This is a genomic window from Streptomyces sp. NPDC040610, assembly GCF_055594065.1.
The window spans coordinates 510,173-533,569 of record NZ_JBVIXA010000004.1 but is presented as its reverse complement, the minus strand read 5'-3'; the positions used below and the strand labels follow the sequence as shown (position 1 = coordinate 533,569).

The window sequence follows — 23,397 nt, the reverse complement described above, 5'->3', positions numbered from 1 at the left end:
TGTGTGTTCAGGCGGTCCGCCCGTTCAGGCGGGCCCCGCTCAGCGCTTGAGGGAGCTGAGGTCGTGGGCGTAGGTGCCCACCGCGTGCGCAATGACGTCGATGTTCGTCGCGAACGCCTTGCGGTTGATGTTCTTCAGGTCGTCGCCCGCGCCGTGGTAGTTCGGGTCGTACGGCTGACCGGCCTTGCCGCCCGCCTTCGCCGCCTGCTCCTCGGTCTTGAGGCCCTCGGCGCCGGTGAAGGTGCCGCCGGCCGGGATGCCGTTGGCGATGAACGCCCCGTAGTCCGAGCGGCCGTCGAAGTCGGTGCCCCAGTGCGGGACCTTCTTCTTGTCGAGGAAGCCGTTGATCAGCTTCTCGATCTGGGCGGACCCCGCCGGGCCCGCGCCCTCGCCGACCTTGTCGGAGTCGTCGCCGTCGTAGACCAGCTCCGCCGCGTTCGGCGAGGCGATCATGTCGAAGTTCAGGTACAGCTTGATGTTCTTCTTCTGCTTCGCCGACAGCGACTTGACGTAGTGGTCCGAGCCGAGCAGGCCCAGCTCCTCGGCCGACCACCAGGCGAAGCGGACCTTGTTGGTCAGCTTCTTGCCGCCCTTGGTCTCCTTGGCGAGCTTCTCGGCGACCTCGATCAGACCGGCCGAGCCGGAGCCGTTGTCGTTGATGCCGGGGCCCTCGGGCACGGAGTCCAGGTGCGCGCCGAGGCCGACGACGCGGTCGGCGCGGCCGCCGCGGGTCTCGGCGACGACGTTGCGGGTCTTGTGCGGGACGGCCTTGGTGGCGACGTCCACGGAGACCTTGACCTCGCCCTTGGCGAGGTCCGCGGCCAGCTTCTCGCCCTCGGCCTTGGTGATGCCGACGGACGGGATGTGCGCGTTCGCCGGGACCTCCAGGTTGCCCTTCACGGGCTGGTCGCCGGAGTGGTTGTACAGGACGAGGCCGATGGCGCCCGCCTTGGCCGCGGCGGCCTCCTTCTCGGCGAAGGTGCAGGTGCCGCGCTTCACCAGGGCGATCTTGCCGGTGAAGGTGTCGGACGTGTAGTCGTCGGCCTCGCAGCCCGGCGTGTCGTCGACGCGGGCGGCGGCGAGGGGCGCCTGGATGCCGCCCTCGGGCGTGGACTTGCTGAAGTCGAACGCCAGGGCGTTCAGCTTGCGGGCGTCGGGCGTGAGCACGGCGGCGCTCTCGCGCAGGGTCTCGGACTCGTAGAACGTGAAGTCCTGGTACGAGACCTTGTAACCGGCCTTCTTCAGGCGGTCGTACACGTACTTCGTGGACGCCTTGTGGCCCTTGGTGCCCGCGGCGCGGTTGCCGCCGTTGGCCTCGGCTATCTCCTGGAACTTCTCCAGGTGGCGGTAGGCGCTCTTGCCGGTGGACTTCTGCACCAGCTTCTTGGCGAGCTTCTTCGCCTGCGCGGACTGCGTCGTGTGGTGCCCGGCGCCGCGGGGCGCGTCCTGGGCGCCCGCCGGGGCGGCGGCGAGCAGGAGGGGGGCGGCGACGGCCGCGGAGACGAGAGCGGCCGTGGTCCGGCTGCGGGGTGCGCGCACGGAGGTCCTTCCTTGCGTGGTCGGAGTTCGGCGCCGATGACCTCCGTGGTCGGGCACGCGGTCGGTACTGGTCGGGTACGCGACCGGCGTGCGGCGGTGATCACCGGCGAGCGGTGGAAGGACGTTAGCCCGGCGAAACCGCAGTTCAGAGGATTCGCGGGGTTCGCAACCGCGCCTTCACGCAGTTGTCACCGGAACTCAGTACTCCGGGTGCCATCACCCCGGAATGCGAGGTTCCGGCCCACTTTCTCCCTTCGGCGGCACCGGAACGTGTCGCTCAGCACGTCAGCCCGCGCGACCCGGGCAGCGCCTTCTCGATCCACGCGCGGTCCCTGGCGATCCGCTTGCCCGTCGTCCACAGGTCGGGCGTGGCCTCCCCCTTGGTGATCCCGATCAGCGCGCGGTCGCCCGTCCGCAGCCGCGGGTCCACGTCCACGTCCATCACGAACGTGATCCTCGGCTTGCCCTTGGCAGGCTTGTAGTAGCGGGACACATCGAGCGTGATCCGGTCCCGGGTGCCGCCGGGCAGCGCCTCGACGCGGCGCACGGTGCCCTCGACGACGAGCCGCGCGCAGGCGACGTAGCCCTCGGGCGACCGGCCGTCCGCCGCGCCGCCCTCGTCTTCCTGGGAGGCGTCCGGGGCCTTCGAGGCGTCCGGGACCGGCTCCCGTCCGTCGGTGAGGCTCGGCGCCGCGTCCTTCGCGTCGCCGCCGCCCGCCATGTCGCCGTCCCCGGTCCCGGCGTTCGCCCCGAGCCAGACCAGCCCGCCGAACAGTCCGGCGGCGAGCGCGGCCGCGAGGGCGAGCACGGCACGGCGGCGGGCGGCGCCGGGCTGCCGGAAGGGGGTGGCGGGCGGCAGGACGGGGGCGGGGGCGGGGAGGGGGGCCGTCGGGGGCCGCCCTTCCGAGCGGGCCCGCGGCCGCTCCTCCGGACGGGCTCGGGTCCGCCCCTGCGTACCGCGGTCCCGGCCCTGCCCCTCCGCGCGGGCCCGCGCCTCCCCCTCGGGCCCCCGCGCCAGCGTCTCCCCCACGACCCGCAGCTGCTCGCGCAGCACCGCGACATCGGCGAGCGCCGCCGCGTGCTCGGCCATGAACCGCTCGTCGTCGCGCACGGCGTCGGGCACCGGTGTGTCCGTGACCGCCAGCGTCAGCGCGTCGACGGCGTCGTGATTGTCCTCGTGCGCCACGGTCACACCACCTCTCCCTCGTGCAGCCGCGTCCGCAGCATCCGTACGGCAGCGTGCAGCCTGCTCTTGACCGTGCCCTCCGGGATGCCCAGCTCGGCCGCGATGTCCCGGACCGGCAGATCGGCGTAGAAGCGCAGCACGACGACCTGGCGCTGGCTGTCCGGCAGCGCGTCCAGCCCCTGCGCCACGGCCAGCGAGAGGACCCGCGACTCGGCGCCGTCCTCCCCGGCCTCCGCGGGGCGCAGCGCGGCGAGCCGCTCCCCGAGCCGTTCCTGGCGGCGCCGGGCCCGGTGGAAGTCCATCGCCCAGTTCGAGGCGACGACCGCGGCCCACGCCGACACGTCGCGCGGCGCCTGCTCCCCCTTCGCCGCCCGCTCCAGGAGCCGCAGCCTGACCTGCTGCACCCCGTCCTGCAGCTCGCCGTGCGGCACCCCGCCCAGGGACAGGACGGCCCGGACCCGGTCCTCCTGGGCCGGGTCGAGCGGGTCGGCGGCCTGTTGTCCCCGTGGTCCGCGGCGCGTGATCCTGCGCAGCAATGGCCCTCCCCCTTTGTCGCCCCTTCGGCGCGCGCGTTCCCGCGTTTCCCCTAGGACGCCGGAGCGGCCCGAAACGTTCGCGCGGATGTGGCGTCCCGCACCTCGGACAATGGATTGGACAAAGCGGCCGTGGACAGACGCATCATGGAGCGGCGGCGGCAGCGCCCCTGGCCGGACGGCCGCACGCCCGGCAGGAGACTGCCGCAGCCAGGCACGCAACTACGGAGGGACCCCTGTGAAGGTCGGAATCGTCGGAGCCACCGGTCAGGTCGGCACGGTCATGCGCAAGATCCTCGTCGAGCGGAAGTTCCCGATCGACGAGCTGCGCCTGTTCGCCTCGGCCCGCTCGGCCGGTTCGGTCCTGGACGGGGTGACGGTCGAGGACGCCTCGACGGCCGACTACTCGGGCCTGGACATCGTGCTGTTCTCCGCGGGCGGCGCCACCTCCAAGGCGCTCGCCGAGAAGGTCGCCTCGCAGGGCGCCGTGGTGATCGACAACTCCTCCGCCTGGCGCCGCGACCCCGAGGTGCCGCTGGTCGTCTCCGAGGTGAACCCGCACGCCATCGCGGACCGCCCCAAGGGCATCATCGCGAACCCGAACTGCACGACGATGGCCGCGATGCCGGTCCTGAAGCCGCTGCACCGGGAGGCGGAGCTGACCTCGCTGGTCGTCGCCACCTACCAGGCCGTGTCCGGCTCCGGGCTCGCGGGCGTCGAGGAGCTGTTCGAGCAGGTCAAGAAGGTCGGCGACGACGCGCCGAAGCTGACCCACGGCGGCGACCAGGCCGAGTTCCCCGAGCCGGACAAGTACGTCGCGCCGATCGCGTACAACGTCCTGCCGCTGGCGGGCTCGGTCGTCGACGACGGTCTGAACGAGACCGACGAGGAGCAGAAGCTGCGCCACGAGTCCCGCAAGATCCTGGAGATCCCGGGTCTGAAGGTCTCCGGCACCTGTGTCCGCGTGCCCGTCTTCACCGGCCACTCCCTCCAGATCAACGCCCGCTTCGCGCGTCCCCTTTCGCCCGAGCGGGCCACCGAGATCCTCGGGGCCGCGGAGGGCGTCGTCCTCACCGACGTGCCGACGCCGCTGGTCGCCGCCGGCCGCGACGAGTCCTTCGTGGGCCGTATCCGCGGCGACGAGACCGTCGAGAACGGCCTCGCGTTCTTCGTCTCCGACGACAACCTCCGCAAGGGCGCCGCGCTGAACGCGGTGCAGATCGCGGAGCTGGTGGCGGCGGAGCTCTCGGGTTCCTGAGGCGCCGGGGCGCCGCGGTCACGGCGGCTCGGGGGAACCGGGCCGCCGGACTTCCGGGCGACGGTAAACCCGCTGGTCGCGGGGGATCGTTTCATCACCCACGGATGAGTGAAACGGCGCATGCCTCCCGGGCGGGTCCGGGCAGGACCTCGGTGCACCAACCGCACCACTCACAAGGGAAGTTCATGCGCCGTATCACCGCCGTCGCCACCATGGCCGTCGGAACCCTCGCCCTCGCCGGTGCGCTCGCCGCCCCGGCGAACGCCGTCCCGGACCCCGTAGCCACCGTCGACTGTGCCGTGCAGGACGTCACCGGCCTCGTCGACCTCGCCAGCCCCGGCGTGCCCGCCGAGGTCCCCGCCACGGGTTGCCTGGCCCCGTGACCTGACGATCTCAGGCCCGGGACACCACCGCGCCCGTACGGACCCCGACCAGGTCCGTGCGGGCGCGGTGCCGTGACGTCACGCCTTGCCCTTCCGCGCGACCGCCACCACCCCGAGCGCCACCACCGCGAGCCCGCCGCCGACCAGCAGGACATCGGTCACGCCGATCCCGTCGGCGACCCGGCCCCCGGTCAGCGCGCCCACCGCGATGGCCACGTTGAACACCCCCGCGAACAGCGCGGACGCCGCTTCCCGCGCTCCCGGCGCGGCCGCCATCACCCAGTTCTGCGAGGACACCGACACGCCTCCGTAGGCGAGACCCCACGCGATCAGGAGCACCACGGACGCGGCGAGCGAGCCCCCTGCCGGGACCAGCAGGAGCATCACGGCGCCGAGCGCCGCCGAGATCAGCAGGAGCGCGCGGCGCGGGTCGCGGGCGGCCAGGGAGCCGCCGAGGAAGTTCCCCGCGATCCCGGCGACGCCGTAGACGAGCAGCAGCCCGCTGACGAGGCCCGCGCCGAGGTCCGGCACCCGCTCCAGGACGGGTCGCACATAGGTGTACGCGGTGAAGTGGCCGACGACGAGCAGCGCCACCGCGATCAGGCCGACCCGCAGCCGCGGCAGGCGCAGCAGCTCAGGGAAGACGCCGAGGCGCACCGGCTCGGTGGGCGGGAGCGGGGGCAGGACGACGGCGAGCAGCACGGCGACGGCGACGCCGAGCACGGCGACGGCGCCGAAGGCCCAGCGCCAGCCCGCGAGCTCGCCGAGGAAGGTGCCGGCGGGCACACCGAGCACCGACGCCACGGCTATCCCGCTGAAGATCACGGCGGTCGCCCGCCCGACGGACTCGGTGCGCACCAGGCGTACCGCGAGGGAGGCGGCGACGGCCCAGACGCCGCCGATGCACAGGCCGACGACGATGCGGGCGCCGAGGAGCACCGCGAAGGACGGCGCGAGCGCGGACAGCAGGTTCACGGCGCCGAGCAGCAGCATCAGCCCGCACAGCACGGCGCGCCGGTCCGCGCGGCGGGCGGCGACGGGCAGCAGCAAGGCGGCGAGGGCCGCGACGAGGCCGGGCAGGGTGACGGTGAGCCCCGCGGTGCCGTCGCTGACGTGCAGGCCCGAGGACAGGGAGGTGAGCAGTCCCACGGGCAGCATTTCCGTGGTGACGACGGAGAAGGTGGCGGCCGCGACGGCGACGACGGACAGCGGCAGGGACCGTCGTCCGGTGGGGACCGGCGCGGTTTCAGTCACGGTTTTCATGGGCACCAGCCAACGCCCGAGCGGTCACCGGGAACAACGTCGGACCTCTCATCCTTGAATGAGCGTGGCTCATCGATCGAGGGACGGGGCGAACGTTTATGAGTGGGCTCGAAGTCCGGGAGCTGGAGTGTTTTCTGGCGCTGGCCGAGGAACTGCACTTCGGCCGGGCGGGCGAGCGGCTCTACGTCTCCCAGAGCCGGGTCAGTCAGCTGCTGGCCGCGCTCGAACAGCGGATCGGCGCGCGCCTCGTGGAGCGTACTAGCCGACGGGTGCGGCTGACCCCGCTCGGCGAGCGGTTCCACGCGGAACTGCGTCCGGCGTACGCGGAGTTGGCGGGTGTGGTGGGGCGGGCGCGGGAGTCGGCGCGGGGGGTGGCGGGGCGGATCAGGCTCGGCTTCCAGGGGACGGCGGACGCACGTCTGATGGAGGCGATCACGACGTTCCAGAAGCGGCATCCGGGCTGTGTGACGGAGATCGTGGAGGTGCCGTTCGCGGACCCGTTCGGGGCGGTGCGCGGCGGTGATGTGGACGCGGCGATCGTGCTGCTTCCGGTGGCGGAGCCCGAGCTGGTGCTCGGTCCGCTGTTCTCGCGCCAGCAGCAGACGGTGGCGGTGTCGGTACGGCATCCGTTCGCGTCCCGTACGTCACTGGCCGCGGCCGAGCTCGCGGACGTCCCGCTGATCTCGGCGGCGGCGCCCGCCCCCGCGTACTGGCGTGAGGCGCAGGCGCCGTCGGCCGTGCCCGCGCCCGCCGTGCGCACCCTCCAGGAGGGGCTGACGCTGGTGGCCGCGGACCGGGGCGCGATGCTGCTCTGCCGTCCGACGGCGGAGTACCACGGGCGGCGGGACGTGGTGTTCGTGCCGGTGGAGGGGGTGCCGGACTCCGTCCTCGGGCTGGTGTGGCATCGGGACGGGGAGACGGCGCGGGTGCGGGCGTTCGCGCGGGCGGTGGCCGGGGCGGGGGCGGCCGACGGGTCGGCGTCGGCCGCCTGAGGTTCCGCGGCGGGCGCTCAGGCCGGGCGGCGGACCTCGAAGTGGAAGCAGCCGTACTCCACGGCGCGGACGTGCACCAGGGCGACCTGGGGGTCGGCGAACGCCTCGGTGAGGGCCTCGTCGAAGGCCGCCGTGGTGTTCTCGGGGGCCTCCAGGAAGCGGCCGCCGACGATCTTTCCGGCCGCGTCGTAGCGGCGGAACGTGCGCAGGGCGCCGGGCCGGACGTACGGGTACTCCGCTCGTGTCGCCGCGGGTTCCGGCCCTTCGCAGGGGTCCGCGTGGATGAACACGGGGCCCTGCTCGTCGTAGGCGCCCGGGTCGGCGCCGGTGTCCGCCGCCCAGCGGCGCAGGGGGGCGTACGCGACGAGGGCGATGCGTTCGCCCTCGCGGGCGGGGCGCAGGCAGCAGCGCAGGGGGTCGCCGCCCTCCGGGTCGGTGAACGGTACGCAGGGGTTGCCCGCGTCGTCCGTCTCGCGGAGCTGCTTGAGGGCGTCGGGGGTGATGGGGTGCGGGGTGAATGTTGTGCTCATGGGGCCAGGTTCGCCCCTGCGGTACGTTCCGACCGGCGGTTTCCGGACGTCTACCTTGCCCTGTTCCCGGGGCGCCCCCGATATCGGCGCTCCGCGCCTCGTCCTCAATCGCCGGACAGGCTATCCCCCACCCACCCGCCCAACCTTCCCCCGGGCCAGCCCGAAAGCCCGGCACCCTCGGGCCCGAAACACCTCGCCCAGCTGGGCACCCCTGAGCCCGCCCCGCTGTACCTTCCAGCCCGCCCCGGCGAAGTATTCAGCCCGTCCGGCGCTTGAGGACGAGCCGCGAAGCGGCGACAAGCGGGGGTCCAGGGGCGCAGCCCCGGTTTCGGGAAAGGGGCGGGACTGGGGCGCCCCCGCGAGGGCCTACACCCCCCACGACCCCCTCCCGTTCAGCTCCGCCACATCCGTGCCCGTCGTCCACCGATACGCCGCGTCGAGCTCGGCCAACTCCTCGGGGGTCAGCACGTCCTCGACCCGCTCGAACCCGTCGGGAGCGCGCTCGGCGACGACTTGGAGGAGCCGGTCGGCGGGCATCCGCCGGTTGGCGAGGACGAGCGCCGCCGTGGCCTCCCGCCGCACCTCCTCGTACGCCCGCAGCCCCGCGACCCGGTCGGGCTCGTTCACGGCGAGGCTGCGCGCGAGCACCCGCGCGTCGAGGACGGCCTGCGAACCACCGTTGGAGCCGACGGGGTACATCGGGTGGGCGGCGTCGCCGAGGAGGGTGACGGGCCCGCGCCCCCACTGCGGCAGCGGCTCCCGGTCGACCATCGGGTACTCCAGGATGCGCCGGGTGGCGGAGAACAGCGCGGGCACGTCCAGGTCCCCGATCCGCCACCCGGCGAAGTACGGGAGGACGTCGGAGAGGCGACCGCTGCGGTTCCAGTCGGCAGCCCCGGAGATCGCCCCGTGCTCGACGGGGAACCGCACCTCCGCAACCCAGTTGAGCAGCGCGCGCCCACGCCGCTCGGCCTCCCCCGAGATGGGGTAGACGACGAGCTTGGCGTGCGCGTTGCTGCCCGCGATGGCGACGGTGCGGCCGCCGAGCACGGGGTCCCACTCGGCGACGCCGCGCCACATCCGGATGCCGTTCCACAGCGGCGGCCCCTCCCCGGGGTGCAGCCGGGCGCGCACGGTCGAGTAGAGCCCGTCGGCGCCGACGAGGGCCCGCACCCGCACGGCGTGCTCCCGCCCGCGCGCCAGGTCCCGCAGGATGACCCGCAGCAACTGCCCCTCGGTCTCGGCGCACCGCACGAACGACGTGCCGGTGACGACGGCCCGTTCGCCGAGGCGTTCGCGCACCGCGTCGAGCAGGATCATCTGCAGGGCGCCGCGGTGGATGGAGTACTGCGGCCAGTGGTAGCCGAGGGCGTGGCCGCGCGGCTCGCCCCAGATGCGGTTGCCGTGCCGGTCGTAGTGGACCATCTCGGCGGTCGCCACGCCGGTCGCGGCGAGTTGCTCGCCGAGGCCGAGCTCGGTCAGTTCGCGGACGGCGTGCGGCAGCAGGTTGATGCCGACGCCGACGGGCCGAAGGACCTGCACCGGTTCGACGACGCGCACGCCGATCCCCGCCGCGTGCAGGCTCAGCGCCGCCGTGAGCCCGCCGATGCCCGCGCCCGCGACCAGGACGTCGGCGTTCGCGGCGTTCATGGCGCTCATGGCCGCCGCACCGCCCGCCCGACCTCGGCCCGCAGCCGCACGAACTCCGGCAGGCCGCGGGTGCCGATCTGGTCGCGCGGCGCGGGCAGTTCGACGCGCAGCTCGCTGTGGACGCGGCCGGGGGCGCCGGTGAGGACGACGACGCGGTCGCCGACGTACACGCTCTCGTCGATGTCGTGGGTGACGAGCAGGATGGTCATCCCGCGCCCGTCACGCCCGCCGCGAGCGCCGTCCGACTCCCCGCCCGCTCCCCCGCCGGACCCTCCGCCCGAGCCCCCGCCCCCTCCCCCGCGCACCGCGAGCAGCAGGTCCTCCAGGTCCTCCCTGGTCTGGGCGTCGACGGAGCCGAACGGCTCGTCCATCAGGAGCAGCGCGGGCCGGTAGGCGAGCGCGCGGGCGATGGCGACGCGCTGCTGCATGCCGCCGGAGAGCTGCCACGGATATCTGCCGGCGGTGCCGTCGAGGCCGACCTGTGCGAGGGCTTCCTCGGCGCGGGCGCGGCGCTCGGCGCGGGCGAGGCCGCGGCGGCGCAGCGGCAGTGCGACGTTGTCGCGGACGGTCAGCCACGGGAAGAGCGAGCGTGTGTAGTCCTGGAAGACGACGGCGAGGTCGTCCGGTACGCCGTCGACGTCCCGGCCGCCGACGGCGATCCGGCCCTCGCTCGGCCGCTGCAGCCCCGCGACGCACCGAAGGAGCGTGGACTTGCCGCAGCCGGACGGCCCGACGATGCTCACCAACTCGCCGCGAGCGACGTGCAGTTCGACCCCTTCGACGGCCCGGTGCCCGTCGGCGTAGCGATGACTGAGCCCAGCGATCTCCAGCATCCCCTGTTCCCCCTGTCCCCCTGCTGCCAACTGCCTTGCGGTCTACGTGATGTGAGGGTCCGTAGGGCCCTCGCGTTCCCCGTGCGCCCCCGTGGATCGCGGCCGGTCCGCCGCCCCCGCGGGGCCGGGTGGTCTAGGTGTCCGCCCGCCGTGCGCCCCGGTGCCAGGCCAGGGCCCTGCGCTCGACGAGCAGGAACAGTCCGTTCAGTACGCAGCCGACGGCGCCGAGCAGCACGATCCCGGCCCACAGCCGGTCCGGCCTGAACTCCCGCTCGGCGGCGTTGAGCCGGGAGCCGATGCCCTCGCCGGAGCCCATCAGCTCGGCGACGACCATGAGGATCAGCGCGAACCCGAGCGCGACCCGGAGCCCCGCGAAGATCTTCGGCGCGGCTCCCGGCAGGACGACGTACCGCAGCCGCGCGAGGCGGCCGAGGCCGAGCACGCGGGCGGTGTCGAGCTGCAGCGGCTCCACGGAGCGCACGCCGTCGGCGGTGTTGAGCAGCACCGGCCAGACGACGCCGAAGACGATGGCCGCCAGTTGCATGGACGTGCCGAGCCCGAAGGCGACCATGAAGAACGGGATGAGCGTGGGCGGCGGCACGGCACGCCCGAACTGCAGCACCGGGTCGAGCACGTGGAAGGCCACCCGGGAGAGCCCGATCCCGACGCCCACGCAGATCCCGACGGCCCCGGCGACGGCCCAGCCGAGCAGCAGATGGCTGAGACTCGGCACGAAGTCGTCGACGGCGAGGTCACTCAGCCACAGTCGCGACGGCGGTCCCGACCACCACAGTTCCCGCATGGTCCGTACGATCCGTGTGGGCGGCGGGAAGTACAGGTCCCCGGCCCGCCGGGCGGCCAACTCCCAGACGAGGACGAGGAGTACGAGCAGCCACCCCCGGGCGAGCAGCCCGAGAACGCCCCGCCGCACCGGTCCGCCGCCGCCCGGTCGCACCCCTGCCCCACTCATCGGCCCGCCCCGGACTTGTCGAGCCCGTCCGGCGCTTGAGGACGAGCGCGCAGCGCGACACGGGGGGTCCGGGAGGCGGAGCCCCCTGGGCGGAGGAAGGGGCGCCCGCGCGCCGATCGGGCGCTGTGGGGAAACAGGACCCTCCCCACCCCCACGAGCCCCGCGTTGGCCGCAACCCCCAGCACCCCCGCCCAACACGCCCCCGCCACCATCAGATCCGGCCGCCCGCCCCCGGACTGCGAGTCGAGCAGATGGACGCCGAGTCCCCCGTCGCCCCCGGCCCGCAACTCCGCGCTGACCGCCACGATCAGCCCGACGGACGCCGCGATCCGCACTCCCGTGACGACGAAGGGCCCGGCGCTCGGCAGCGACACCCGCCACACCACCCCGAGCGGCCCGAACCCGAAGGACCGCAGGGTCTCCTTGGCGACGGGGTCGACGTCGCGGAGCCCGTACAGGGTGTTGAGGAGGATGGGCCACAGCGCGGCGTAGCAGACCAGGGACCGCTCCACCCGGTCGGGCTCGACGAAGACGAGGATCGCGAGCGGGATGAGGGCGACGGAGGGGATGGGGCGGGCCAGCTCGACGACGGCTAGGGCGGCGGCGCGCAGGCGGGGCAGGGAGCCGAGCAGGAGCCCGGCGGGAACGGCGAGGGCGACGGCGAGGGCGAGTCCGCCGAGCCAGGCGGAGACGGTGGTCCAGAGGTCGTCGAGGAACCCGTCGTCGACGGCCATCTCGGCGGCGCGGGCGAGCACGGAGGAGGCGGGCGGCAGCGCCTGGTCGTCGAAAACCCCGCTGCGGGCGAGGAGTTCGACGACGAGGAAGGCGCCGCAGAGGCCGAGCGCCCCCAGCAGAACCCGCCCCGACCTGCGCTCGACCAGACCCCCGGAGCGCGCACCGGCGCGCGGGCGAGCGCGCGCCCCGAATCCCGGGCCGAGGCCCGGACCGGAGCGCGCGTCCCGTTTCACCGCATCGCCCGCTTCACCGGATCACCCACGCGGTCCGCGTCGCTCGTGCCGTCCGCGTGACCCACATGGCCCGCCTGGCCCCCCTCACCGCGCAGCCCCCTCAAGGCCCCGCGCGCACGAGGAGCGGCTCCACGTCGAGCTTGCGCTTCAGGTAGCCGAACTCCCGCATCAGGTCGACCACCCGTTCAAGGCGGGCCGGGTCGAGTGCCGCGGGGTAGCCGCCGAGGTTCAGCTGGGCGGCCTGGTCGGTGGTGATCCTGGTGTAGTCGGGGAGGGTGTCGACGACGGCCGAGCGGTTGGCGGCCTGGCGCTGGGCGCGGGCCATGGCCCGCTGGAAGGCGGCGACCGTCTTGGGGTTGTCCTCGGCGAAGGCCGCCGTGGCCGCGTACCCGGCGATCGGGAAGCCCGCGGTCGGCGGCTTGCCGAGGTCGGCGACGACCCGGCCGGTGCCGGACCGCTCGATCGCGGAGACGAAGGGCTCGACGGCCTGCACGGCGTCGACGCTGCCGGACTTCAGGGCGGTCTCCATGTTCGGCATGTCGACCTCGACGAAGTTCTTGTCGTCGTCGAAGGCGGCGCCCTCGGCCCGTCCGGCCTTCTTGACGAGCAGGGCGCTGATGTTCCGCTTGGTGTTGACGCCGATCCTCTTGTCCTGGAGGTCCTTGAGGGACTTGACCGGCGAGTCCTTGCGGACGAGGACCGCGTGCGTGCGGGGCGCGGACTGGAAGGCGTCGGAGACGATGCGGACGTCGATGGCCTTGTTGGCGTGGGCGAGGAAGTACGAGACGTAGTTGCCGAAGGAGATGTCGAGGGCGCCCGCCCGCAGCCGGCTGACGGACTCCGCGCCGCCGCTGAGCGTGGTCGTGCGCACGGTCAGGCCCTCCGCCTTGAAGAAGCCCTTGCGCTGGGCCATCTCCAGGGGCGCGGTGTCGGCGACGGGCATGGTGCCGACGGTGATCCGGGTCTTCTCCGGGCCCTTGCCGTCACCACCGTCGGAGCCGTCGGAGCCGCCGGACGAGCCGCAGCCCGCGGTGGCGGCCAGCAGGAGCAGGGCGAGGGCGGGCGCGCCGCGTAACCGTGCCCGGCTCCGTGACCGCCGCGGCCCGCGCGGACCCTGCGCACCGCGTGCACCCCTTGCCATATACATCTGCTCCCGACCGTTTCAGCCCGCTTCAGCCCGCTTCAGGCCGCTCCTCGACCTGAGCCGACGCGCGGATGCTAACGGCCGCGCGACCTGAGAACAATGGCCCGGAGCGGGTGGCGACGGCACATGGAAGGATGGCGGGAAACATCGCAAAAAGTTCGCAAGTCGTACCGAGGAGATGACCGCGTGCCCGGCACCAATCTGACCCGCGAAGAGGCGCAGCAGCGGGCGAAGCTGCTCACCGTTGACTCGTACGAGATCGATCTCGACCTCTCCGGAGCGCAGAGTGGGGGCATCTCCCCCTCTGGCGACGCCGGGAGCGCCGAGAGTGCCGAGAGCGGGGGAGGGACGTACCGGTCGGTGACCACGGTGCGTTTCGACTGCGCCGAGGCGAACGCCGAGACCTTCATCGACCTCGTCGCCCCCGCCGTCCACGAGGTCGTCCTGAACGGGCACGCGCTGGAGGTGGCGGCGGTCTTCCGGGACTCCCGCATCGCGCTGCGGCACCTGGCGCAGGGCGCCAACGAGCTGAAGGTCGTCGCGGACTGCGAGTACACCAACACCGGTGAGGGCCTGCACCGCTTCGTCGACCCGGTCGACCAGCAGGCCTATCTGTACACCCAGTTCGAGGTCCCGGACGCGCGCCGCGTGTTCGCCTCCTTCGAGCAGCCCGACCTGAAGGCCACCTTCCAGTTCACCGTGAAGGCGCCCTCCGGCTGGACGGTCATCTCGAACTCGCCGACGCCGGAGCCCAAGGACGACGTCTGGACCTTCGCGCCGACGCCCCGGATGTCCACGTATGTGACGGCGCTCATCGTCGGCCCGTACCACTCGGTGCACAGCGTGTACGAGAAGGACGGGCAGTCGGTCCCGCTCGGCATCTACTGCCGTCCCTCGCTCGCCGAGTTCCTGGACGCGGACGCGATCTTCGAGGTCACCCGGCAGGGCTTCGACTGGTTCCAGGAGAAGTTCGACTACGCCTACCCGTTCGCCAAGTACGACCAGCTGTTCGTGCCGGAGTTCAACGCGGGCGCGATGGAGAACGCGGGCGCGGTGACGATCCGCGACCAGTACGTGTTCCGCTCCAAGGTGACGGACGCGGCGTACGAGGTGCGGGCCGCGACGATCCTGCACGAGCTGGCGCACATGTGGTTCGGCGACCTCGTGACCATGGAGTGGTGGAACGACCTGTGGCTGAACGAGTCGTTCGCGACGTTCGCCGAGGCGGCCTGCCAGGCCTACGCGCCCGGGTCGAAGTGGCCGCACTCCTGGACCACGTTCGCGAACTCCATGAAGACCTGGGCGTACCGGCAGGACCAGCTGCCGTCCACGCACCCGATCATGGCGGACATCCGCGACCTGGACGACGTGCTCGTCAACTTCGACGGCATCACGTACGCCAAGGGCGCGAGCGTCCTCAAGCAGCTCGTGGCGTACGTCGGCATGGACGAGTTCTTCAGCGGCGTGCAGACGTACTTCAAGCGGCACGCGTTCGGCAACACGCGCCTGTCCGACCTGCTCGGCGCCCTGGAGGAGACCAGCGGGCGCGACCTGAAGACCTGGTCGAAGAAGTGGCTGGAGACGGCCGGCATCAATGTGCTGCGCCCCGTCGTGGACGTCGACTCCGCCGGGAACATCACCTCCTTCGCCATCAAGCAGGAGGCCCCGGCGCTGCCCGAGGGCGCGAGGGGCGAGCCGACGCTGCGCCCGCACCGCATCGCCATCGGCCTGTACGACCTGGACGACTCGGCGGGCGGCTCCGGCAAGCTGGTGCGCACCGACCGCGTCGAGCTGGACGTCGACGGTGAGCTGACCGCGGTGGAGGAGCTCGTGGGCCGGGCCCGGCCTGACGTGATCCTGCTCAACGACGACGACCTGTCGTACGCCAAGGTCCGGCTCGACACCGAGTCCCTCGCGTTCGTCACCGAGCACCTGGGCGACTTCGAGGCCTCGCTGCCGCGGGCGCTGTGCTGGGCCTCCGCGTGGGACATGACGCGCGACGCCGAGCTGCCGACGCGGGACTACCTCTCCCTCGTCCTGTCCGGCATCGGCAAGGAGTCCGACATCGGCGTCGTGCAGTCGCTGCACCGGCAGGTGAAGCTGGCGCTCGACCTGTACGCCGCCCCGGCGGGCCGCGAGGCCGCGCTCGCGCGGTGGACCGAGGCGACCCTGGAGCACCTGCGGGCGGCCGAGCCCGGCGGGGACCACCAGCTGGCGTGGGCGCGCGCGTTCGCCGCGACCGCCCGCACGGAGTCCGACCTGGCGCTCCTGGAGGGGCTCCTTGACGGCTCGGAGTCCATCGAGGGCCTGGCCGTCGACACCGAGCTGCGGTGGGCGTTCGTGGCGCGGCTCGCCGCGACCGGGCGGCTCGACGAGGCGGGGATCGCCGCCGAGTTCGAGCGGGACAAGACCGCCGCGGGTGAGCGGCACGCCGCCGCGGCGCGGGCCGCGCGGCCCACCGCCGCCGCGAAGGCCGAGGCGTGGGCGTCCGTCGTCGAGTCGGACAAGCTGCCCAACGCCGTGCAGGAGGCGGTGATCTCCGGCTTCGTCCAGACCGAGCAGCGGGAGCTTCTCGCCCCGTACACCCAGAAGTACTTCGACGCCGTGAAGTCCGTCTGGGAGTCCCGGTCCCACGAGATGGCCCAGCAGGTCGCGGTCGGCCTGTACCCGGCCGTCCAGGTGTCCCAGGCGACGCTGGACGCGACGGACGCGTGGCTCGGGGCCGCGGAGCCCACGGCGGCGCTGCACCGTCTGATCACCGAGTCCCGGGCGGGCGTGGAGCGGGCGCTGCGGGCGCAGGGCGCCGACGCGTAGCCCTGGCCGGGCGATTCGGGGACGCCGGGGGTCGGGCTGATCGCGCCCGCCCCCGGCGCCGGATCGCCGTCTCTCCGCCGCTCCGCGGCGGGTCTCCCACCCGCCCGCCCGTGACTCCTCACCACGGACGCGGCCGAACCGGGCGACCTCGCCCCTCCGCGACGGCCCCACCCGCCCCGTGGCTGCCTCTGTGGCCGAGCCCGCCCGGCGTCTGCGGCTGGTGCCACTGCGCCCTCACGGGCGCCCGTTTCCGCCTTCTCCCGCTGTGGGCATCCGGGCCGCCAGGGGGGCACAGCCCCGTCCGACGGCGCCCCTGACGTCAAGGCGAAGTAGCCCCACGCAGCGCCGCCAGGACATGGCTCACCGTCGGGGAACCCTCCGCCCCGCGCCGTACCGCGGCCACCACATGCCGATGTGGGCGCTCCGCCAGCTCCCGCATGGCCACGCCTCCCCGGCCGGAGGCCCCCGCCCCGGCCATCCGCGGCACCAGCGCCACCCCCATGCCCGCCTCCACCATCGCCAGGATCGCCTCCCACCCGGCCGCGCTGTGCGCCTGCTCGGGGACGAAACCGGCGGCCTCGCACGCGGCACGCGTGATCTCCGACCAGGGGCCGGAGCCGCCGAAGATCCAGGGCTCGTCGGCGAGGTCGGCGAGGAGCAGGGCGTCGGTGCGGGCGAGCGGGTGGTCGAGGGGGAGCGCCACGTCGAGCGGATCGGCGAGGAGCGTGACGCGGGTGAACCGGCCGTCGCGCCCCCGGGGCGCCTGCGCGGCGAGGGACAGGGCGAGGTCGACGTCCCCGGCGGCGAGGAGTTCATAGGCGGCGCCCGCCTCGGCCTCCCGCACCCGCACCGAGATCCCGGGATGCGCCACCCGCAGGGCCTTGACGGCGGGCACCACGAGCGCGGGCACGGCGGTGGCGAAGGCCCCGACCCGCACCTCCCCGGCCTCCCCCTTGGCGTACGCCGCCAACTCGGCGTCGGCCCGCTCCAGTTGGGCGAGGACGGCGTCGGCGTGGACGAGCAGGAGCCGGGCGGCGCCGGTGAGCCGCACCCGGCGTCCGTGGGCCTCCAGGAGCGGCACGCCGACCTGCTTGGCGAGGTTGGAGAGCTGCTGCGACACCGCGGAGGGGGTCATCAGGAGGGCCCGCGCGGTCGCGGTGACGGTCCCGCGCTCGTCTAGGGTGCGCAGGATCTGCAGCTTCTTGATGTCCCACTCGGTCATGGCGTCAACGTACCCGCGCACCGGCCGCTACTTCCGGCCCGCCGAGCCCAGCACCACGCCGCCGAGGATCAGCCCCATGCACATCACCTGGAGCCGGCCCATGCCCTCGCCGAGGACGGCGAAGGACAGCAGGGCCACGCACACCGGCTGGAGGTAGTAGACGACGCCCGCGCGGGCCGCGCCGATGACGGAGATCGCCTTGTTCCAGGCGAAGAAGGCGACCGCGGAGGAGACGACGCCGACGTACAGGAGCGGGGACACCGTCGCGGCCGTCGGTTCGAAGCCGCCCTGCACGGCGAGGCTGACGAGGAACGCGGGCAGCAGCATCAGCGCGCCCAGGACGAAGGTGCCGAAGAGGAAGGGCAGTCCGGAGATCTCGGCGGGCTTGCGGCGCAGGAGCGCGCTGTACGAGCCGAAGGCGACGGCGCCGCCGATCACCCACAGGTCGCCCGCCGCGAGGTCCATGGCGAGGGAGCCGCCGCTGACCAGGAGCAGCACGCCGACGCAGGCGATGAGCATGCCCGTGACGCGCCGCGCGCCGAGGCGGGCCCCGCCGAGGCGTTCGTACACCGCCATCAGGACGGGCGACGCGGCCATGATCATGCCCATGTTGCCCGCGGTGGTGGTCACTCCGGCCTGGTTCACCAGGGTGTTGTAGACGGTGACGCCGAGGAAGGAGGCGGCGAGGAGGAAGCCGAAGTGCCGGCGGAGCAGGGCGCGTTGGCGCCAGGTCTCGCGGACCGCGAACGGCGCGACGGCCGCGATGGCGATGAGCCAGCGCCAGAACGCGTGCTGGATCGGCGGGACGCTGTCGGCGAGGGCGCGGGAGGTGACGAAGCTGCCCGACCAGACGACGGTGGCGAGCGCGGCGAGGGCGAGCCCGACGCCGAGCCCCGCGGCGGCGGTGCGCCCACCTCCCGCACCCCGCACGCTCGTGTCGCCGCTGCCGCTCCGGTCCAGGTCCAGGACGCTCGCCACTGGTATCTCCTTGCCTCTCTCCCCGCTCCGGGGCGCTCGCGCGGCCCCGCTCCGGGGCCGGCCGGGCTACCGTCGCAGTCCGGGACCACCCAGGTCCATCGAATCTTTCCGATCGTTCTTTGAAGCTGAGCTGAACGATTCCTCGGCGAGCATCTGCGGCTCCGGCTGCGGCTTCGCCTTCGGGCGCAGCTGGCCGAACACCGTCGCCCCGAACGCGAGCGCCATCCCCGCCACCTGCACCGCCGTCAGCGACTGGCCGAGCGCCGCCCACCCGATGACCGCGGCCGTCAGCGGCGAGAGCGGGCCGAGGAGGCTGGCCTGGGTGGCGCTGAGGCGGCCGATGCCGCGGAACCACAGCCAGTACGCGACGGCCGTACCGGCGAGGGACAGGTAGAGGTAGCCCGCGATGTTCCGCCCGTCGAGGGCGGGCGGCGCGCCCTCGACCAGGAACGCGACCGGGGCGATGAGCAGGCCGCCGACCGTCAGCTGCCAGGCCGTGAGCGCGAGCGGTCCGACGCCGTCCGGGCGGCCCCAGCGCTTGGTGAGCACCGTGCCCGTCGACATCGAGGCCGTCGACCCCACGGCCGCGAGCAGCCCGACCGCGTCCAGCGCCCCGGTGGCCTTCAGGACGACCAGGCTGACGCCGAGGGCCGCCGCGGCCCCGGTGAGCAGGGTGCGCGGGGTCGGCCGGTCGGCGAGGAGCAGGGCCGCGAGTCCGGCGACGAAGAGCGGGCCGACGGAGCCGACGACCGCGGCCATGCCGCCGGGCAGGCGGTAGGCGGACAGGAAGAGCAGCGGGAAGAAGGCGCCGATGTTGAGGGCGCCGAGGACCGCCGACTTCCACCACCACTCCCCTCTGGGCAGGCGTCTGGCGAGCAGGAGCAGCAGCAGCCCGGCGGGCAGGGCACGCATGAGGGCCGTGAACAGGGGGCGGTCCGCCGGGAGGAACTCGGTGGTGATGGCGTAGGTGGAGCCCCAGGTGAGGGGGGCGTAGGCGGTGAGGAGGATGGCGGTGGCGCGGTTCATGGCGGATGTCTCCCGAGGGCTCACGGAGGAAGCTGAGTAATAAGTAGCTTAGTCGTAAGTTACTTATCGTCAACCCACTTGGAGGAAAGCAACTCAGTTTCGACCCACTTACTTGCAAGCGTCCGTGTCTCGTGGATACTTCCCCCATGAACGCGAGCAACGTGATGTCCTCCCCGAGCGCCACGCACTCCGGAGAAGCGGCGGCCGCCGCGCCCGACGGCGTCGACGCGATCATCGAGCAGTGGGCCGCCGTGCGGCCGGACCTGGAGACCACGCCCATGGAAGTCTTCGGCCGCGTCTACCGCACCACGCAGGCCATGGGCGACCGCATCGAGAAGGCATACCGCCGCCTCGGCACCACGCGCGGCGAGTTCGACGTGCTCGCGACGCTGCGCCGGCACGGCGAGCCGTACACGCTCTCGCCGCGCCAGCTCTCCTCGACGCTGATGCTGACGACGGGCGGCATGACGGGGCGCCTGGACAAGCTGGAGCGGGCCGGGCTGCTGCGCCGCTCCCCCGACCCGCACGACCGGCGGGGCCTTCAGGTGACGCTGACCGAGGAGGGCCGGGAGCTGGTCGACCGGGCCGTCGCGGCGGGCCTGGAGGTGCAGCACGCGGCGCTCAGGGCCGCCGGGCTCGACGAGGCGGAGACGGCGCAGCTCGCGGCCCTGCTGCGCAAGCTGCTCGCGGGCTCGGTGCCCGGCGACGGCTCATGACGGCGGGCGGCGCCGGGGGTTCGTGAAACACCGAGGGCGCCCTCCGGCCTCGTACGAAGACGTCAACAGCCGTCCGTGTACGTGGCCGAGGGGCGCCCTCGGCGGAGAAAAGCGTGAAGGGGCGGACCCGCGTCGTCAGCTCTGCTTCTGCTGCTTGCGGGACTTGTCGCCGACCATCACCAGACCGGCGATCACCAGGAACAGCACGATCGGCGCGGCGACATACAGGCCGAGCGTCTCCATCACGCTCAGGCCCGGGCCCGGGTCGTCGCCGTCGTCGCGGTTGAGCGCGAGCGCGGGGGACGACATGAGCAGCATCATCAGCGTCGTACCGGCCGTCAGTGCACCGGCGCGCAGGGCGTTCTTCTTGTCCACGGTGCCCAACGTAGCGAACCGCCGCGCGGCCCGCGCGCCCGGGGTGCCGTACGGGCGCCCCACCCGGTGCGCGGCGGGCGCGGTCAGGGCGTCCGGAACGCGCGGAACACCTCCATGAGGGCGTGCAGGCGCGGGGCGGCGGCCAGGTCCTCCAGGGTGACGGGGCGGCCTGCTGCGTCGGCGATCGGCAGGCGCCAGTTGGGGTACTGGTCCCAGGTGCCCGGCAGGTTCTGCGGGCGGCGGTCGCCGACCGTGTCGGGCAGCCAGACGCCGACCATGCGGGCGGGCGTCGCGAGCAGGAACCGGTGCACGGCGCGGACCTCGTCCTCCTCGTTCCCGGCGCCGCCCGGCAGCAGGCCGAGCCGGGACAGCAGGCCGAGCCATTCGCGGACGTCGGCGGCGGCCTCGGAGCGCTCGGCGGCCAGCGGGCGGGTGAGCAGGCCCAGGTCGTGCCGGAGGCGTACGTGCGCGCCGGTGACGCGGGCGGCCGTGGACGGCAGGTCGTGGGTGGTGGCGGTGGCCAGGCAGTCGGCGCGCCAGTCGGCGGGCGCGAGCGGCTGGCCCGTGCCCTCCCAGTCCCGCTCGAACCACAGCACGGACGTGCCGAGCACCCCGTGCGCGCGCAGCGCGTCGCGCACACCCGGCTCCACGGTGCCGAGGTCCTCGCCGATGACGAGGGCGCCCGCCCGGTGCGCTTCCAGGACGAGGACGGCGAGCATGGCCTCGGCGTCGTAGCGCACATACGTCCCGTCGCCGGGGGTACGTCCTTCCGGCACCCACCAGAGCCGGAAGAGCCCCATGACGTGGTCGACGCGGACGGCGCCCGCGTGCCGCAGGGTCGCGCGCAGCAGGGCGCGGAACGGGGCGTAGCCGGACTCGGCGAGCCGGTCCGGGCGCCACGGCGGCAGGCCCCAGTCCTGGCCGCGTTCGTTGAAGGCGTCCGGGGGCGCGCCCACCGACATGCCCGCGGCGAAGTACCGCTGCCGCGCCCAGGCGTCGGCGCCGTCCGGATGCACGCCCACGGCCAGGTCGTGGATGAGGCCGACGGCCATCCCGGCGTCCCGCGCGGCCCGCTGCGCGGCGGCGAGTTGCTCGTCCGTGAGCCAGGCGAGGCGCTCGTGGAAGTCGACGCGCTCCATCAACTCGGTGCGGGCGCGGGCGGTTTCGGGCGACGCCGGGTCCCGCAGCGGCTCGGGCCAGGCGCGCCAGTTCGGCCCGTGCCGCTCGGCGAGCGCGCACCACGTCGCGTGGTCCTCCAGGTCCTCGCCGTGCTCGGCGAGGAAGTCGCTGTAGGCGGCGCACCGGCCGGGCCCCAGCGGCACGCCCCGGATCAACTCCAGCGCGGCCGCCTTCACTTCCCACACGGCGTCCCGGTCGATGAGCCCGCCCTCCCCCACGACCGCGCGGCGCAGCGCCTCCCCCTTCTCCCCGAACGCACCCGCCCTCGCGCGCGCCTCGCCCCGCAGGTGCGCGAACTCCGGGACGTTCTCGACCCGCAGGTGCACGGGGTCCGGAAAGCGGCGCGACGACGGGCGGTACGGCGAGGGGTCCCCGACACCGCCCGGTGCCCTCGGCACCGCCGCGTGCAACGGATTCACCTGCACGAACCCCGCCCCCAACACCCGCCCCGCCCAACCCGCCAGCTCCGCGAGGTCACCCAGGTCCCCCATCCCCCAGGAGTGCCGACTGAGCAGCGAGTACAGCTGCACGAGAAAGCCATGGACCCGGGGCGGCGGCGCGGGGGCGCGGCGCGGGGCGACGATCAGATGCGCCTGGGCGGTGAGGCCGTCGGGGGTGGTGGCGGTGAGGCGGTGGACGCCTGGGGGGAGGTGGGGGGTTGTGGGGGTGGAGGGGGTTGCGGGGGTCCCGGAAGTTGCAGGAGCCCCGGAGGTTGCGGGGGTCCCGGAGGTTGCGGGGGTCCCGGAGGTTGCGGGGGTCCCGCTGAGCTTGATGAGGGTTCCGTCCCGCTCCGTTTCCACGGTGAGGTGGGTGCCTGGGGGGAGGGAGGCGAGGAGGTCTGGGAGGTGGGGGGCTTGGTGGGGGTGTGAGGGGTGTGGGGGGCGCGGGGAGGGTGGGGGCTGTGCGGCTCGGGGAGGCTGTGGGGCTTGCGGGGCTTGTGGTGGTGGTGAGGCTGGTGGGGCCTGCTGGGCTTGTCGGCCCTGATGGGCTTGCTCGGCCTGTGGTGCCTGGGGTGCCTGCGATGCCTGGGGAGTCGGGGTCTGCGGTGGCTGTAAGGCCTGGGTCGTCTGTGGGAGGTCCCGTGGTGTGGCGTGCGCGTCGTCCTCGCGTCGGGGGGACGCGTCCTCGGCTGCGGGCCACTCGTCGATCCAGAGCACCACAGTGGGCGGTAACAGCCTCTCCCGTAACTCCCGTTCGCGCGCCGCCACCGCGTCCCGTATCGCCTCCGGAGTGCTCGCGTCGACATCGAGTGCGGCGAGGGCCGCGACGACCGCGGCCTCGGAGGCCTGGACCGTGCGGCCCGGGGACGGTGCGTAGGAGGTGGCCACGCCGTGCAGGGCGGCCAGCCGGGCAAGGGTCATCTATACGCCCATGGGGTCCAGGCCCGCGGCCGTGCCCGTCGACGTGGGCTCGCTGGTCAGCGGGGCGGCGTCCATCAGGGGCGGCTCGCTGGTCAGGGGGGAGGCGTCGGCCAGCGGGGGCTCGCTGGTCAGGGGCGGCTCGAGGCAGCCGCAGGAGCAGGAGCCGTCGAGGCCGGAGTCGGGGTGCGAGACCTGTTTGGACAGGGCGGAGAGGAGGAGGTTCGCGGAGGCGGGCATGGGGTGCTCCCTTGGTCGCGGATGCCGGTTCCGAAGCCCTACCCACTGCCGTCGGGGGCATCCGTATACGGTCGGGGAACGTGGCGGTGGTCACACCCGGGCCCTCGCGGGGCGCCCCAGTCCCGCCCCTTCCCGAAACCGGGGCTGCGCCCCTGGAACCCGGGGGTGGGTGTCCCCTCCGGGTGGGCCGGGGGCGCCGCCGAATCGGCGCTCCGCGCCTCGTCCTCAAACGCCGGACGG

The 23,397-nt window shown here is 73.7% G+C and carries 21 protein-coding genes; 5 read left to right on the top strand and 16 right to left on the bottom strand.

Going from position 1 to position 23,397, the window contains the following annotated elements:
• Positions 1-39: 39 nt before the first annotated feature.
• The 3 genes from ACZ6AA_RS18225 to ACZ6AA_RS18215 all read right to left on the bottom strand — a co-directional run bounded on the left by ACZ6AA_RS18225 (position 40) and on the right by ACZ6AA_RS18215 (position 3,261).
• Positions 40-1,539 (bottom strand): M28 family metallopeptidase, encoded by a 1,500-nt coding sequence (locus ACZ6AA_RS18225; RefSeq protein WP_468449751.1) that lies wholly within the window; start codon positions 1,537-1,539, stop codon positions 40-42.
• Between the two features lie 277 nt (positions 1,540-1,816).
• The gene (locus ACZ6AA_RS18220) at positions 1,817-2,731 is read right to left on the bottom strand and encodes a hypothetical protein (RefSeq protein WP_471458899.1); all 915 of its coding nucleotides are present in this window, start codon (positions 2,729-2,731) and stop codon (positions 1,817-1,819) included.
• Positions 2,728-3,261 carry an RNA polymerase sigma factor gene (locus ACZ6AA_RS18215; RefSeq protein WP_468449753.1) on the bottom strand — a complete coding sequence of 178 codons (534 nt, stop codon included), beginning with the start codon at positions 3,259-3,261 and terminating at the stop codon, positions 2,728-2,730. Before ACZ6AA_RS18215 ends, ACZ6AA_RS18220 begins: the two co-directional genes overlap by 4 nt.
• 235 nt (positions 3,262-3,496) lie before the next feature.
• Here ACZ6AA_RS18215 and ACZ6AA_RS18210 point away from each other — a divergent pair, with 235 nt between their 5' ends.
• Together ACZ6AA_RS18210 and ACZ6AA_RS18205 are read left to right on the top strand one after the other, a co-directional pair.
• Positions 3,497-4,516, top strand: coding sequence for an aspartate-semialdehyde dehydrogenase (locus ACZ6AA_RS18210; RefSeq protein ID WP_468449754.1), 1,020 nt, complete (start codon positions 3,497-3,499; stop codon positions 4,514-4,516).
• A gap of 185 nt (positions 4,517-4,701) precedes the next feature.
• Positions 4,702-4,899, top strand: a complete 198-nt coding sequence (locus ACZ6AA_RS18205; RefSeq protein WP_468449755.1) for a hypothetical protein — start codon at positions 4,702-4,704, stop codon at positions 4,897-4,899.
• 78 nt (positions 4,900-4,977) lie between these two features.
• On the opposite strand, the gene ACZ6AA_RS18200 is transcribed toward ACZ6AA_RS18205, so the two are convergent.
• Positions 4,978-6,162 (bottom strand): MFS transporter, encoded by a 1,185-nt coding sequence (locus tag ACZ6AA_RS18200; RefSeq protein WP_471458897.1) that lies wholly within the window; start codon positions 6,160-6,162, stop codon positions 4,978-4,980.
• Positions 6,163-6,260: 98 nt separating this feature from the next.
• Between ACZ6AA_RS18200 and ACZ6AA_RS18195 the strand changes: the two genes are divergently transcribed.
• On the top strand, positions 6,261-7,154 hold the full coding sequence (locus ACZ6AA_RS18195) for a LysR family transcriptional regulator (RefSeq protein ID WP_471458895.1): 894 nt from the start codon (positions 6,261-6,263) through the stop codon (positions 7,152-7,154).
• 17 nt (positions 7,155-7,171) lie between these two features.
• On the opposite strand, the gene ACZ6AA_RS18190 is transcribed toward ACZ6AA_RS18195, so the two are convergent.
• The 6 genes from ACZ6AA_RS18190 to ACZ6AA_RS18165 all read right to left on the bottom strand — a co-directional run bounded on the left by ACZ6AA_RS18190 (position 7,172) and on the right by ACZ6AA_RS18165 (position 13,246).
• Entirely contained in the window at positions 7,172-7,684 is a 513-nt protein-coding gene (locus ACZ6AA_RS18190) for a DUF1203 domain-containing protein (protein WP_471458893.1), read from the bottom strand.
• A 366-nt stretch (positions 7,685-8,050) separates the two neighbouring features.
• Positions 8,051-9,343, bottom strand: coding sequence for a flavin-dependent oxidoreductase (locus ACZ6AA_RS18185; protein ID WP_468449759.1), 1,293 nt, complete (start codon positions 9,341-9,343; stop codon positions 8,051-8,053).
• Positions 9,340-10,167 carry an ABC transporter ATP-binding protein gene (locus tag ACZ6AA_RS18180; RefSeq protein WP_471458891.1) on the bottom strand — a complete coding sequence of 276 codons (828 nt, stop codon included), beginning with the start codon at positions 10,165-10,167 and terminating at the stop codon, positions 9,340-9,342. The genes ACZ6AA_RS18185 and ACZ6AA_RS18180 overlap by 4 nt, the downstream gene beginning before the upstream one ends.
• Before the next feature lie 133 nt (positions 10,168-10,300).
• Positions 10,301-11,137 carry an ABC transporter permease gene (locus ACZ6AA_RS18175; protein ID WP_471458889.1) on the bottom strand — a complete coding sequence of 279 codons (837 nt, stop codon included), beginning with the start codon at positions 11,135-11,137 and terminating at the stop codon, positions 10,301-10,303.
• On the bottom strand, positions 11,134-12,105 hold the full coding sequence (locus ACZ6AA_RS18170) for an ABC transporter permease (RefSeq protein WP_471458887.1): 972 nt from the start codon (positions 12,103-12,105) through the stop codon (positions 11,134-11,136). Before ACZ6AA_RS18170 ends, ACZ6AA_RS18175 begins: the two co-directional genes overlap by 4 nt.
• A 100-nt stretch (positions 12,106-12,205) precedes the next feature.
• Complete coding sequence (locus ACZ6AA_RS18165; protein ID WP_471458885.1) at positions 12,206-13,246, bottom strand: ABC transporter substrate-binding protein; 1,041 nt, start codon at positions 13,244-13,246, stop codon at positions 12,206-12,208.
• Positions 13,247-13,435: 189 nt separating this feature from the next.
• On the opposite strand from ACZ6AA_RS18165, the gene pepN reads away from it, so the two are divergent.
• Complete coding sequence (gene pepN, locus ACZ6AA_RS18160) at positions 13,436-16,063, top strand: aminopeptidase N (RefSeq protein ID WP_468449764.1); 2,628 nt, start codon at positions 13,436-13,438, stop codon at positions 16,061-16,063.
• Positions 16,064-16,382: 319 nt separating this feature from the next.
• Here pepN and ACZ6AA_RS18155 read toward each other — a convergent pair whose 3' ends face one another.
• From ACZ6AA_RS18155 to ACZ6AA_RS18145, 3 genes are all read right to left on the bottom strand, one after another.
• Positions 16,383-17,285: a LysR family transcriptional regulator gene (locus tag ACZ6AA_RS18155; protein ID WP_471458883.1), complete on the bottom strand. Its 903-nt coding sequence runs from the start codon at positions 17,283-17,285 to the stop codon at positions 16,383-16,385.
• A gap of 27 nt (positions 17,286-17,312) precedes the next feature.
• Positions 17,313-18,215, bottom strand: coding sequence for a DMT family transporter (locus ACZ6AA_RS18150; protein WP_468450197.1), 903 nt, complete (start codon positions 18,213-18,215; stop codon positions 17,313-17,315).
• 114 nt (positions 18,216-18,329) lie between these two features.
• Positions 18,330-19,289 (bottom strand): EamA family transporter, encoded by a 960-nt coding sequence (locus tag ACZ6AA_RS18145; RefSeq protein ID WP_471458881.1) that lies wholly within the window; start codon positions 19,287-19,289, stop codon positions 18,330-18,332.
• A gap of 164 nt (positions 19,290-19,453) precedes the next feature.
• Between ACZ6AA_RS18145 and ACZ6AA_RS18140 the strand changes: the two genes are divergently transcribed.
• Positions 19,454-20,005, top strand: a complete 552-nt coding sequence (locus tag ACZ6AA_RS18140) for a MarR family winged helix-turn-helix transcriptional regulator (RefSeq protein WP_468450199.1) — start codon at positions 19,454-19,456, stop codon at positions 20,003-20,005.
• A gap of 135 nt (positions 20,006-20,140) precedes the next feature.
• On the opposite strand, the gene ACZ6AA_RS18135 is transcribed toward ACZ6AA_RS18140, so the two are convergent.
• The 3 genes from ACZ6AA_RS18135 to ACZ6AA_RS18125 all read right to left on the bottom strand — a co-directional run bounded on the left by ACZ6AA_RS18135 (position 20,141) and on the right by ACZ6AA_RS18125 (position 23,157).
• Positions 20,141-20,380 carry a hypothetical protein gene (locus ACZ6AA_RS18135; RefSeq protein ID WP_030363363.1) on the bottom strand — a complete coding sequence of 80 codons (240 nt, stop codon included), beginning with the start codon at positions 20,378-20,380 and terminating at the stop codon, positions 20,141-20,143.
• Between the two features lie 83 nt (positions 20,381-20,463).
• A complete protein-coding gene (gene malQ / locus ACZ6AA_RS18130; RefSeq protein ID WP_471458879.1) occupies positions 20,464-22,920 on the bottom strand; it encodes a 4-alpha-glucanotransferase in 2,457 nt (818 codons plus the stop codon).
• The gene (locus ACZ6AA_RS18125) at positions 22,921-23,157 is read right to left on the bottom strand and encodes a hypothetical protein (RefSeq protein ID WP_466260013.1); all 237 of its coding nucleotides are present in this window, start codon (positions 23,155-23,157) and stop codon (positions 22,921-22,923) included.
• Between the last annotated feature and the right edge of the window lie 240 nt (positions 23,158-23,397).

Coding starts and splice junctions, on each gene's coding strand:
- ACZ6AA_RS18205 (WP_468449755.1), top strand. CDS start 4,702: ATGCGCCGTATCACCGCCGTCGCCACCATGGCCGTCGGAACCCTCGCC.
- ACZ6AA_RS18200 (WP_471458897.1), bottom strand. CDS start 6,162: ATGAAAACCGTGACTGAAACCGCGCCGGTCCCCACCGGACGACGGTCC.
- ACZ6AA_RS18195 (WP_471458895.1), top strand. CDS start 6,261: ATGAGTGGGCTCGAAGTCCGGGAGCTGGAGTGTTTTCTGGCGCTGGCC.
- ACZ6AA_RS18190 (WP_471458893.1), bottom strand. CDS start 7,684: ATGAGCACAACATTCACCCCGCACCCCATCACCCCCGACGCCCTCAAG.
- ACZ6AA_RS18185 (WP_468449759.1), bottom strand. CDS start 9,343: ATGAGCGCCATGAACGCCGCGAACGCCGACGTCCTGGTCGCGGGCGCG.
- ACZ6AA_RS18180 (WP_471458891.1), bottom strand. CDS start 10,167: ATGCTGGAGATCGCTGGGCTCAGTCATCGCTACGCCGACGGGCACCGG.
- ACZ6AA_RS18175 (WP_471458889.1), bottom strand. CDS start 11,137: ATGAGTGGGGCAGGGGTGCGACCGGGCGGCGGCGGACCGGTGCGGCGG.
- ACZ6AA_RS18165 (WP_471458885.1), bottom strand. CDS start 13,246: ATGGCAAGGGGTGCACGCGGTGCGCAGGGTCCGCGCGGGCCGCGGCGG.
- ACZ6AA_RS18155 (WP_471458883.1), bottom strand. CDS start 17,285: ATGACCGAGTGGGACATCAAGAAGCTGCAGATCCTGCGCACCCTAGAC.
- ACZ6AA_RS18145 (WP_471458881.1), bottom strand. CDS start 19,289: ATGAACCGCGCCACCGCCATCCTCCTCACCGCCTACGCCCCCCTCACC.
- ACZ6AA_RS18140 (WP_468450199.1), top strand. CDS start 19,454: ATGTCCTCCCCGAGCGCCACGCACTCCGGAGAAGCGGCGGCCGCCGCG.
- malQ (WP_471458879.1), bottom strand. CDS start 22,920: ATGACCCTTGCCCGGCTGGCCGCCCTGCACGGCGTGGCCACCTCCTAC.
- ACZ6AA_RS18125 (WP_466260013.1), bottom strand. CDS start 23,157: ATGCCCGCCTCCGCGAACCTCCTCCTCTCCGCCCTGTCCAAACAGGTC.